This window comes from Bordetella tumbae (genome assembly GCF_965139195.1).
In the GTDB taxonomy this organism is placed as follows: Bacteria; Pseudomonadota; Gammaproteobacteria; order Burkholderiales; family Burkholderiaceae_B; genus Bordetella_A; species Bordetella_A tumbae.
On the sequence record NZ_CBCSJH010000047.1, the window covers coordinates 1 to 12,017 of the forward strand.

Sequence of the window (12,017 nt, forward strand, 5' to 3'; positions counted from 1 at the left end):
CGCCCACCCCAGCGGCCCCGCCATCCACCAGACGCGTAGCACTGTTGACGGGCTGCGTGCAGTCCGTACTCGGCGCCGAGATAAACGCCTCGGCAGAGCGCCTGTTGGCTCGTCATGGCATTGCCGTCGAGCCGATGCCCGACGTGCAATGTTGCGGCGCGCTGGAGCTGCATATGGGCAAACGCGATGATGCGGTTCAACACATGAAACGCACAGTGCGCCTATGGTCAAATGCCCTGAAAACTGGGCGTATTGACGCCATCGTGAACACCACATCGGGATGCGGCTCTGTCATCAAGCACTATGACGCGATGCTCTCCGACCACCCCGAGCTATCGTCCGACGTGCGCCGTGTGATCGACGCCACCGTCGATATCACTGAGATCGCGGCGACACTGCCGCTCTCGACCGATGGCGCCGCCCTGGGATTGGTCGTCTCCTACCATGATGCATGTTCGTTGAAGCATGGTTTACGGTTGGAACGCCCACCGCGACGCGTGCTGAACAACCTGGGTATTGAAACCCTGGACATCGCAGAATCCCACCTCTGCTGCGGCTCCGCCGGCACCTACAACATTCTGGAACCCGAGATGTCTGCGCGGCTCGGCCAACGCAAGGCCGCTCATGCCCAAGCCAATCAACCCGATGTCATCGCGGCGGGCAATATCGGCTGCCTGGTACAGATATCTCGCTACACCGCGGTACCGGTCGCACACACCGTTCAACTGCTGGACTGGGCAACAGGGGGACCGTGCCCGCGTGGACTGGAAAATTTCCAGCCGCGAACGCCTGCCGTTCCAGATTCTCAAGCGCTGGCTCCCGAGCCAGCTGCAGCAACCGCCGATAACGGCGATTTCCTGTGGTGATCCTTTATGTCTACTCACGCTCAAATCATCGATTTTTCCAATGCGGTTGCGGCCGAGCTCGGCGATGAAGCCATTACGCTCGGCGATGATGTACGCCATCGCTATGGCGAACATACGCTGCCCGGCCCCGATGTCCTGCCGGGGGCCGTGGCATATCCGGACTCCACCCAGGCAGTGCAGACGCTCATCCGCCTGGCCAATCAATTCCGCGTCCAGCTCTATCCCATCAGCAATGGCCAGAACATCGGCCTGGGAACTCGCTCGCCTATCGTTCCCGGCCAGGTAGTGGTCGACCTGGGACGCCGCATGAACCGCATTCTCGACGTCGATGAAAAGCTCGGCTATTGCGTCATCGAACCCGGCGTCAGCTTTCGCACGATGCATGATGAACTCAAGCGCAGAGACAGCAAGCTGATGATTTCCCCCACCGCCGGCCCATCGCAAGGCAGCATACTGGCCAATGCGCTGGACAAAGGCGGCGGCAGCGGCGCCTATGCCGATCATTTCGGCATGATATGCGGCATGGAAATCGTGCTGGGAAATGGCGACATCATCCGCACTGGCGACGGCAGTCTCGCAGGCGACACGCATCCGAATTGGCACGTCTCCAAATATAGTTTCGGCCCAACACTGGACGGCCTGTTCTCGCAGTCCAACTTTGGCATCGTCACTCGCGTGGGCATGTGGCTCATGCCACGCCCGCCGCATATCGAGCCGTTCTTTTTCACATTCCCCGACGATGGCGACGTGGCAGAGGTCATTGAACGCATACGGCCGCTGAAATTGAGCAACTTCGTGCCCACACTGATCCGTGCTACCAACGATCTCTATCTGCTAGCCTCTGTCGCAACGAATCCCGAATATGCGGCCAGCAATGGCACGCGTTCGCTGTCCGATGAAGGCCGCGCAGCACTGCGGCGCCAGCATGGCCTGGGATCATGGACAGTTTCCGGCGCGCTATACGGCGCAAGCCGCGCCGCGCTCATGCCTCAGATCGAACGCATTTCGAACCATTTTCTCGCCTCCGGCAAGGGCCGCCAGATTCCGCTCGAAGAAGCGGAAACCATTGCGCCGCTGCACATCGCCACCAACTCCAATACCGGCGTACCAACAGACAGCGAACTCAAAATGCTGGGCTGGCGGCCGGGCGGTGGCGCAATCTGGCTGTCTGCCGGATCCCCTGTCGTAGGCAGCACCGTGAACGATTTCCAGACGGAGGCCAGACGCATCTGCCACGCACACGGACTGGAATATCTGCTCTCTAACGTATGCGGCGCGCGTTTTGCCCGAAGCGTGCACTCGATCATCTACAACCGGGAAAATCCTGACGAGACGGCACGCGCCGATGCATGCTATCGCGCGCTCAGCGAATGTTTCGCGTCCCGCGGCGTATTCGTAGGCCGGGCCCCGACGATGTACCAGTCCTTTCATCAGGCGCAGCGCATGCCCGAATTCACTCGCGCCTGCTCTGCCATCAAGGCTGCTCTGGACCCGAATGGCGTCATTGCGCCAGGGAAATACGGCATCATGTAGAACGCCGGCCCTAGATCGGGCGCAGCGTCTGTGTCCGATCAAAAACGAACAAAGGACAAACACCACGCCATCGCGCCGCCTCCATTCAGAGACCGCCATTTGCCACGTCCGGTTCGCATTCCATAGAATGCGAACCCTTCTCACTAGATGCATAGAAAATCAATCTCTCATGCATCAGGCCCGCCGAAACGCCTAGCCCTGATAGGGATGCGTTCGGCGCCAGTGCTCCGCGATATCGAGACGGCGCGTGATCCAGACCCCTTCATGGCCCATCACGTAATCCAGAAAACGCTGCAGTCCGGCGGCGCGGGACGGATGCCCCACCAGTCTCATATGCAACCCCACTGACATCATTTTGGGGGTCTTGGCGCCCTCCGCGTACAGCATGTCGAAGGCGTCCTTCAGAAAGCCAAACCACTGGTCTGCGGTGCCCATCCACCCAGCGTACTTGCCATCGTTGTTCGTCAACGAGTAGGGCACGATCAACTGCGGTTTGCCGTCGACCAATTGCCAAAGCGGCAACTCGTCACCGTAATAATCCGAGTCATACAAAAACCCGCCCTCTTCCATGAGGAGGCGCCGGGTATTGACACTGGGCCCGTAGCGACAATACCAGCCCAACGGGCGCTCGCCGATCGTTTTGCTCAGAGACTCGATCGCCAGCCGGATATGTTCGCGCTCCTGATCTTCGCTGAGCTCATAATGTTTTATCCAACGCCAGCCATGACAACACACGTCATAACCCATCTGCCTGATCTTGGCAGCAGCCAGGGGGTTGCGTTCCAGCGCCAGCGCACAACCAAACACGGTCATAGGCAGGCCGCGCTCCTCAAACAGGCGCACCAGCCGCCAGAACCCCACTCGACTGCCATACTCGAACATCCCCTCGGCGGCCAGGTCGCGGCCGTCCCCCATCTGGTTCAGGCCATGCGCCTCGGTCAGCCCAGTTTCGGTGTGATGCTCTCCATCCTGAAAAGAGGGCTCAGAACCTTCTTCGTAGTTCATGACGAAATTCAGCGCCAGCCGAGCCCCTGCAGGCCATTGAGGATTGGGAGGATGCTCGCCATAGCCAATAAAATCACGTGCGGGTTGCCATGTCATGTTGGGGCTATCTCCTGGTTGGGCACTACATCGAACGGTTCAACTTCGACGAACTCCTCGTCGCCTTCGCCGCCTGCCGCCCACATGAACACGACGAAACTCGCAGGCCGGCCAAAGACCGTCATGCCGTGATGCCATGTATCGGCGCGATAGGTGACGCCTTGGTCGCCACTGGCCAAGAAAGCTCTCGCCTGCATAATGTCCGGCCCGCCGTCGGGAAGATGCGGTGCCACGACAACGAGATACTGATCCACATCAATCGGGATAAAAGTCTGCGAGGAATACTCATGTCGTTCGAGCATCGTGGCCCGCAGCGGTAAAGCAGGACTGGGCTCTCGCAACGACAACGACAGACTCGGCTTTGCCTCTTTGCGCAAATTGCCCAAGGCATCGTTGTAATAGGTGCGCCCTGCCGACGTGGGCAAGGTCAGCACATCACCATAGGGAGTAAAGGCCTCGACAGTCAACAATTCGACTTTCACGTTATGCACGATCCCTCTCCTCTAAACATAGTGACAAACGGCGGTAAGCCTCGTGATATCACCGTAGATACGACATCATCAAAAACGCGCTTCATTGGCCCTGCAACCGCCGGCTCAAACCCGTCAGGCGCTCCATCACCAACATCAGCACCAACACACTGACAATCAACACGCCAGACACTGCCGCCACGCGCACGTCCAGCGTGGACTCCATCATTCCCCACATCCGGATAGGAAGCATGTCGCTGCGAGGGCTGGATAGAAACAGCGAGATAGGTACGTTATCGATCGACGCCATGAACGCCATAAAAGTTCCCGCCGCCAAACCAGGGAAAATAATAGGCAGCGTGACCCTGCGAAAGGTATAGAACCGCCCTGCGCCCAAGCTGGCCGAGCATTCCAGCAAACTGCCCTCCAGCTGCACCAGGCTGGCACTGGTCGTGCGCAGCACGAAAGGCACGATCATCACGGCATGTCCCACCGTCATCAACATGAGCGACGGCCGCAAGCCTATGGCAGTAAAAAACACCAACGCCGCCAACCCAAAAGCAATCCCTGGCAATATCAACGGCGACATGAAAAAAGCATCCAATGCACGAGCCTTGCGGCAGCTCGATCGGGCAAGCGCCAATGCCGCAGCACCACCGAATACAGCTGCCGCCAACGCCGACCAGGCTGCCACCATCAAGCTATTGCCAGCCGCCCGATGAATCGGCGCAGAAACCATGGGATCGAACAAGCGTCGATACCAATCCAGCGACAGGCCCGGAGGCGGGAATCGCAATGTCTGGCTATCCGTCAGCGAAGTCACCAATACGACGATCACCGGGCCAACCAGCACCAACAACGCCAGGCCCGCGATGCCACCGATCACCGAGTAGTAGCTCAAGTCGGAGAGCGAGTTTCGTCTAGACATGTAAATACCTCGAACCGCGCCGCCCAAGCGCTGCCATCAACACGATGCACAACATGACCGAGGCCAACAGCACGATAGAGGCCACCGCAGCCAAGGGCCAGTTATACACAACCAGAGATTGCTGCCAGATGACCAATGGCAAATACACCAGACGATTGCCTCCGATAATGGATTGCGAGATAAACGCCGTGGTCGAACTGGCAAACACCAACGTACATCCCGCGACCAGCCCTGGAATCGACAGCGGTAACACCACCTTGAACAAGGTCCGCCAGCGTGACGCCCCCAGCGCCACAGAAGCATCAATCAAATTTCGATCCATGCGAGCCATGACACTGATCAATGGCAATAGCATCATCGGCATCTCGATTTGCGTCAGAGACAGCACCAGCCCGAACTCGGTCTGAAGCAGGCGCAATGGCGCCGGGCTTAAACCCAACGCCATGACAACCTGATTGATGACGCCCTCATTGCCCAGGATGACAATCCAGGCAAACGTGCGCACGACGACCGACAACAGCACCGGCATGATGATGATGAACAGCATCAACCGCCGCCATCGCTCGTTGGCCTGCATGTATACCATCGCCAGGGGATAGCCTATCAACAGCGTCGCACACACCGTCATGACGCCGAGCTTGAGCGTATCCAGCGTGACCTTCCAGTAAAACGGATCCGAGACGAACTTATTCCATGTCGCCAAGCCCAGCCGGGTCAGCCCATCGTCCTCATATGCGCTGGTCGCCACCAGCATGAACAGCGGTGCCGCGAAAAAAACCATAAAGGCCAATGTCAACGGCACTGCCAGCGGCCAGCGTCCCGGCGAAATAGCGGCATTGCTCAACGGGCGACTTCCCTATTGAAACGCTCGATCCATGCCGCACGCTGTGGATTGATCTGCGCCCAGTCATGCTGCACCATGCCCGACATTTCGGACAGGCTCTTTAGCGGCAGCGTATCGTCCAACGTCACGTCCGACGCGACAGGCGCCATGAAATAAGGCCCTTTCATCAGCTCTGTTTGTACAGGCGCGGAGAGCACCGTATCGATGTATTGATAAGCGTTGTCGACTTGCTCGGCGCCTTTCGCAATGTGCATCGTCGTGAAAAAAGTAATGACCCCGCTGGCAGGCCTCACGAACTCGATGTCGATACCGCGCGCTTTCAACGTCCCCACCGTTTGAGTATTGGCATACATGATGTCGCACTGGCCCTGCTGGAACAGACTGGGCATCGAGGCAGGCGCACCGATGACCGCGATTTTGGGCAGAACCTTTTTCAGCTCGATAAAAAAGGGCTCGACGTCTATCCCTTTTGCACCAAATGCTTTGGACATTTCCAGGATGGATACCGTGCCAAATGTCGTCTGAAACCCCGTCAACCCCAAACGCGACACGTACGGCTCGGCGAACAAATCTGCCCAATCGCTAGGTGGCTTGTCGAATTTCTTGGGGTTGTACGCGATCCCGACAAACTGCGCGGCGATCGTTACGCCATACTCATCCGCCATGCCAGGCTGTAGTTTCGCGGCGTTGCTCAAGCGAGAAGGATCAAATTTCTCAAATAGCCCGGCGTCGATAGCCGTCACACGTGGACCCGGATCCAGCAGGAACGTATCAAATAATGGATTGCCGCGCGCGGCACGCGCCTTGGCAATCTGATCCACCGCATAGAGCGGCTGCATTTCCAGCGTCACCCCGTGCGCCTTCTGCAGGGCAGGCGCCACGATAGAGCGGTACGCCTCCTCCCAAGAGCCCGGATATACCGCACTGACCACCGACCCATTGGCATGCGCAAGGCGCGGCAGCATCGCCAACGCACCCAATGAGGCGGCGCCAGCCAGCAATTGACGGCGAACGGGATCATGCTTCATAGCCTTTTCCTTCAGTTGACGTTAGAGGACGATGAAAAAATGGAAGGCATCGCATCTGGGCGTACACCGCACCACACCGCCCTCTGCGGCGTGCGAACGCCACCTCTGCGCATTGCAGAGATCTTGATAGCCACCTGATTGCGCGTCAGCACTTGATGCACGACGCTGGGCCCCAATGGCAGGCTCAGCGTGACATCGACCGGCCAGCGCCCCACTCCATCCTGCTCAAAGAGATCCAGATGCTCGGGCCGCAACGACACTGTCACACGCTGCCCCGCAGAAAAATCTGCCGAATGCGGCACTACGATGCTGCCACCCGCGTCGAGTGCCACACATAATCCAGCCCCGTCCGCCGCGGATACGCGCCCCTCCAGTAGATTGGTCGTGCCGATGAAACTGTTGACGAACAAGGTATCGGGACGATCATAGATATCCACCGGCGATCCCAATTGTTCGACACGTCCGTGATTCATGATCGCGATACGATCTGCCACACTCATGGCTTCTTCTTGATCGTGGGTGACCAGGATGGCCGTCAGGCCGAGCTGACGCTGCAAGCGCTTGATCTCGATCTGCATATCCAATCGCAGATTTTTGTCGAGTGCACTGAAAGGCTCGTCCAACAGGAGAATCCGCGGCTCAGTTGCAATGGCGCGAGCCAACGCGATGCGTTGCTGTTGTCCTCCCGACAACTGACGCGGGTAACGCTGCGCCACATGAGGCAGCTGCACCACCTCCAGGCACTCCTGCACACGGCGCACGACATCGACGCGACGACGGCCACGCGCATCAAGACCGTAGGCTACGTTCTGCGCCACAGTCATGTGCGGGAACAACGCATAGTTCTGAAACACGATACCGATATCGCGTCGATTCGGCTGCAGATCGTCAATCGATCTGCCGTCCACCCGGACCTTGCCCTGTGTCTGCTTGACAAAGCCTGCCACGATGCGCAGCAACGTGGTTTTACCGCACCCCGATGGCCCCAGCAGCGCTAGCACTTCTCCCGGCTCGACTGAAAGATCAACCTGGTCAACGGCCAGAAAACCGCTATATCGATGACTTACGGATTCAATGTCCAACGAGTGCTTGTTCATCGTGTGCGTACACCGTCCTCTTCATGTTTCCGCATGCGCGGTAGACCATCGAGCCTAGGAACCCTATGCAAGGTTCGTGCCAACTCGTGGCAACACGAAAACGAAAACGGCGATGAACATGCTGATGGCCGCATGAATACTGGCCATTAGCCCGACATGAATACCTGCTGGGATACCAGCATTGCGCCAGAGAATGGGCCCGGAATCACCGTCACTGCGCCAACAGGACGAACGGCTGCTGCCCTGCCTTGGTGCAGGGGACTTCAATGTGGTGCGAAGGAAACCTCAGGCGCGTCGCGATTTGGCAGGTCGCGTTTCCCGCCACGCAATGTAGAGGCCGCTGCCGACAATGAAGGCAGCACCGAGATAGTCGGGTAACTCGGGAACGTCCTGCCACACAAACCAGCCGAGCAACGATGCCCATAGCAGGCCTGTGTAATCAAATGGCGCGACCACCGATGCCGGACCGATGCGAAACCCTTGGGTAATAAACGTCAACCCCAACGTGCTGAACAAAGCAATGCCTGCAAAATACGGCCAGTGCGACCACTCGGGCGGCGTCCAGAACGCAGGTACAGCGACTGCGCTACAGACCAACTGACCTACCACGATATACAGAGTCGTCGTCAGCATGCTCTCGGCCGCACCAATCGCCCTGGCCGTCAACATCATCACGGCATACAACGACGCAGTCGCCAGCGGCAAGAGCGCCGCCATCTGAAAACTCGCGGCGCCGGGCCGCACGATCACCAATACCCCGGCAAACCCGGCCGCCACCGCCAGCCAGCGTTTACCGTCTACCGGCTCCTTGAGTACCAGCACAGACAGTGCAGTCACGAACAGCGGCGCCGAAAACGCGATGGCCGTCGCCTCAGCCAAGGGCAATGATTGCAAGCCCAGATAGAACATCGACGCCGAAATGATATTGAGCGCCCCACGCACCAAGTGCAGCCCTGGATGCCGCGTGCGCAAAGCACGCCGCCCGCCCAACGCCAAGACCAGCACCAGGACCACCGGTAGCGCAATCGCGGCCCGCAGGAACAAAATCTGTACTGGGCTGTAGTACTCGCCCACCCATTTGGCCAGCGCATCGCTGCATGTCAGGAACAGGATGCCTGCAGATACACAGGCGATACCAGCTAATGGCGAAGCGCTAAAAGAGGAACTGCGCGAGGACGACATGGACACTACTCAGGAGTTACGATGACAAAGCCTCCATGATAGAGGCTAAGAGATCGAGCTGACGTCCCTGGCCGGAATGGCACCTTGACGAGAGAGGAGCCCAAAAAAGATGAATCCTCACCGTAGAAACCAAATCCTACCGCATACGAACCCAGCCTCCTCACCCGGCTAGGCAAGCCGGGAAACATCAAAAATATTAGACACAAATCCCATTCATTGACAAAATGACTAATATTTTGGACAATTTCACCCATGGATATGAGCGAAATTGGTGCAATTATACGAGAGCGGCGTCAGTCACGCGCGCTGACTCAGGCTGACCTGGCCCGCAAAGGCGGCGTATCCCGGGCGACGCTGAGCGCGCTCGAAAACGGACAATTGGCCGAACTTGGCATCAGCCGCTTGTCACGTCTGCTCGAGGTGCTGGGCTTGACGCTGCAGGTCGCCCAGGCGGAAATCTTCCGTCCCACGCTGGATGAGCTCAACGCCATGAACAACGAAAAGGCAAAAACACGCTCCAGGGAGCGCTATCGTGGCTAAACGCTCCCCTGCACGTATCGCGTCGCCAGACATCCTCGATGTCTGGGTGGACGACCATCTGGGTTTGCGCCCTGTTGGCGTACTTGAGCGCTACCCGGAGCCTGGCCGGAGCTTCCAATCGACGGTAGCGTTTTTCTACCACAGCGGCCTGCACGATGCAGATGCCGTGTCGATCACCATGCCGATCAAGCGCGATGCATACAAGCTCGATCAAGCTGGCCTGGAAAACAACCTGCCTCCCATTTTCGATCAGAATATTCCCGAAGGTGCATTACGTGACTACCTGATCGAGCGCTACAGAAAAGTAATCGAAGACATGGGGGACTTCGACATATTGCGTTTGGCCGGCAACCGCAGTATCGGACGCGTTCGTGTCGTGCCGCATGGTGAAACACCGAATTCGCTGGTTCCCAAGGCACCGGACGTCTCCGATATCCTTTCTGACCCGGATGCCCAAAAGCTATTGACGGAACTATTTGACCAATTGGCCGAGTTCTCTGGCGTCAGTGGCGTACAGCCCAAAGTATTGATCGAAGGACAGCAGACTACAACACTCAAGGATCCGAAAGTCTCCGGCTACCGCCGCCTCACCATGCAGAATGAGGGATATATCGTCAAAGCATCTGGCCAGGACTATCCCAGCCTGGCAATCAACGAGTACCTATGCCTGCATGCCTGCCGAATGAGCCTGCTGCCTACTGCCAAAGCAGCATTGTCCGATGACGGTCAGGTACTGGTCGTAGCCCGCTTTGATCGAGACAAAGCGGGCCTGCCCCTGGGTTTTGAAGACATGGCGTGCCTATCCGCCTATACCTCCAATGACAAGTACAAGGGCAGCTATGAGGAAATGGTCAAAAAACTGTCGCTCATGATTGAGTTCGAACAACGTCATGACGCATTGGCCGAATTGTTCAAATCGATCGCGCTTTCCTGCGTCCTGGGCAACGGCGATGCTCACTTGAAAAACTTTGGGTTGCTGTATCCTGATCCCACAGAACCGGCGCGTCTTGCACCGGCCTACGACATTTGCTGCACCGTGGCCTATTTACCGAGCGATCTGTTGGCGCTGTCCATGAACGACAGCAAGCGGTTCCCCAACCGGGCAACGCTGGAAAAGTTCGGACGAATCGCCTGCAAACTCAAGCCTCGCGAAATCGACAACATTCTGCAGGATGTCGCCACAGGCGTCGAAATGGCTGCCCTGGAACTCGCGCATTACCGCCATACGTATCCGGAGTTTGACGTGCGCTGCGGCGCAGGCATGCATAGAGCATGGTTGAGCGGAATGCGCCATACCTTGGGCAAAGGTGCTGACTACACATTGCCGACGACATTGGAGCAAGTCAGCGGACAAAACCCACGCGGTGGCAAACCATCGCACTGATCAACCTTCAACACCGTTGAACTCGACAGACAGGCATATTGCTATGGACAACGCACAGGATATCGCGATCTCGATCGTGCAACGCACGCTACGCGGCGAGCTGCCGCGGCCGGACGTGCATACTTTCTTCGACCCCGACACCTTCACCGCCAGCCACATCGTGCGCGACCCTGGCGGCAATGCCTGCGCCATCATTGATAGTGTCCTGGATTTCGACTATGCCAGCGGCCGCACGGCCGAAACTTCGGCAATGCGGATGGCTGCCCATGTCCAGGAACACCATCTGCAAACGCAGTGGGTGCTGGAAACCCATGCCCATGCCGATCACCTTTCCGCTGCGCCCCTGCTGATCTCTCAGTTGGGAGGACGGCTGGCCATCGGCAAACACATCACCACCGTCCAGAACGTATTCGGGAAAATCTTCAACGCCGGTACAGAGTTTGCGCGCGATGGCACCCAATTCGACGAACTTTTCGAGGACGGGGACCCATTTCAAATAGGCAGCCTGCAGGGGATTGCCCTGCATGTGCCCGGGCACACGCCAGCGTGCATGGCCTATGTCATCGGTGACGCCGTTTTCACCGGTGACACCTTATTCATGCCGGACTACGGTACGGCACGCTGCGATTTTCCAGGAGGAAACGCCGCGACGCTTTATCGATCGATCCAGCGCTTGCTGGCCCTGCCCGATGCCACGCGCGTGTTTGTGTGTCATGACTACAAGGCCCCTGGCCGGGATATCTATGCCTGGGAAACCACCATCGCAGACCAGCGCGCGGCAAACATCCATGTCCACTCAGGCGTCGACGAACAAGCCTTTGTCGCCATGCGCGAAAAACGCGATGCCACACTGTCCATGCCCAAACTCATCCTGCCGTCGATTCAGGTCAACATGTGTGGGGGGCAGCTGCCTGCGCCCGAAGATAACGGCGTCCGGTATCTGAAGCTGCCGTTGAATGTGTGGTGAGAAGTAGAATCCCGTTGTTGAGAGCTCGTAGCCAGTAGACCGCGACTCGTCACACTGGCGGCTCTTCTTCGCTTTAC

The 12,017-nt window shown here is 58.0% G+C and carries 12 protein-coding genes; 5 read left to right on the forward strand and 7 right to left on the reverse strand.

Features of this window, described 5'->3' with window-relative positions:
- Positions 1–866: heterodisulfide reductase-related iron-sulfur binding cluster (locus tag ACNA0J_RS26850; protein WP_415821945.1), on the forward strand; the 866-nt coding region annotated here is incomplete at its 5' end.
- 6 nt (positions 867–872) lie between these two features.
- Positions 873–2,399, forward strand: a complete 1,527-nt coding sequence (locus ACNA0J_RS26855; RefSeq protein ID WP_415821946.1) for an FAD-binding oxidoreductase — start codon at positions 873–875, stop codon at positions 2,397–2,399.
- A gap of 192 nt (positions 2,400–2,591) precedes the next feature.
- Here ACNA0J_RS26855 and ACNA0J_RS26860 read toward each other — a convergent pair whose 3' ends face one another.
- The 7 genes from ACNA0J_RS26860 to ACNA0J_RS26890 form a co-directional block, all read right to left on the reverse strand.
- Entirely contained in the window at positions 2,592–3,500 is a 909-nt protein-coding gene (locus ACNA0J_RS26860; protein WP_415821947.1) for an allantoinase PuuE, read from the reverse strand.
- Complete coding sequence (locus ACNA0J_RS26865; RefSeq protein ID WP_415821948.1) at positions 3,497–3,991, reverse strand: ureidoglycolate lyase; 495 nt, start codon at positions 3,989–3,991, stop codon at positions 3,497–3,499. The genes ACNA0J_RS26860 and ACNA0J_RS26865 overlap by 4 nt, the downstream gene beginning before the upstream one ends.
- 82 nt (positions 3,992–4,073) lie before the next feature.
- The gene (locus ACNA0J_RS26870; RefSeq protein WP_415821949.1) at positions 4,074–4,898 is read right to left on the reverse strand and encodes an ABC transporter permease; all 825 of its coding nucleotides are present in this window, start codon (positions 4,896–4,898) and stop codon (positions 4,074–4,076) included.
- Positions 4,891–5,742 carry an ABC transporter permease gene (locus ACNA0J_RS26875; RefSeq protein WP_415821950.1) on the reverse strand — a complete coding sequence of 284 codons (852 nt, stop codon included), beginning with the start codon at positions 5,740–5,742 and terminating at the stop codon, positions 4,891–4,893. The genes ACNA0J_RS26870 and ACNA0J_RS26875 overlap by 8 nt, the downstream gene beginning before the upstream one ends.
- The gene (locus ACNA0J_RS26880; RefSeq protein ID WP_415821951.1) at positions 5,739–6,770 is read right to left on the reverse strand and encodes an extracellular solute-binding protein; all 1,032 of its coding nucleotides are present in this window, start codon (positions 6,768–6,770) and stop codon (positions 5,739–5,741) included. Before ACNA0J_RS26880 ends, ACNA0J_RS26875 begins: the two co-directional genes overlap by 4 nt.
- Before the next feature lie 11 nt (positions 6,771–6,781).
- Complete coding sequence (locus tag ACNA0J_RS26885) at positions 6,782–7,867, reverse strand: ABC transporter ATP-binding protein (protein WP_415821952.1); 1,086 nt, start codon at positions 7,865–7,867, stop codon at positions 6,782–6,784.
- 285 nt (positions 7,868–8,152) lie between these two features.
- Positions 8,153–9,049 (reverse strand): DMT family transporter, encoded by an 897-nt coding sequence (locus tag ACNA0J_RS26890; protein ID WP_415821953.1) that lies wholly within the window; start codon positions 9,047–9,049, stop codon positions 8,153–8,155.
- A gap of 252 nt (positions 9,050–9,301) precedes the next feature.
- On the opposite strand from ACNA0J_RS26890, the gene ACNA0J_RS26895 reads away from it, so the two are divergent.
- Genes ACNA0J_RS26895 through ACNA0J_RS26905 form a run of 3 tightly spaced genes read left to right on the forward strand, consistent with a single transcriptional unit; the run spans position 9,302 to position 11,940 of the window.
- Positions 9,302–9,589, forward strand: coding sequence for a helix-turn-helix domain-containing protein (locus ACNA0J_RS26895; protein WP_415821954.1), 288 nt, complete (start codon positions 9,302–9,304; stop codon positions 9,587–9,589).
- The gene (locus ACNA0J_RS26900) at positions 9,582–10,973 is read left to right on the forward strand and encodes a type II toxin-antitoxin system HipA family toxin (RefSeq protein ID WP_415821955.1); all 1,392 of its coding nucleotides are present in this window, start codon (positions 9,582–9,584) and stop codon (positions 10,971–10,973) included. Before ACNA0J_RS26895 ends, ACNA0J_RS26900 begins: the two co-directional genes overlap by 8 nt.
- Before the next feature lie 43 nt (positions 10,974–11,016).
- A complete protein-coding gene (locus ACNA0J_RS26905) occupies positions 11,017–11,940 on the forward strand; it encodes an MBL fold metallo-hydrolase (protein ID WP_415821956.1) in 924 nt (307 codons plus the stop codon).
- Positions 11,941–12,017 lie beyond the last annotated feature (77 nt).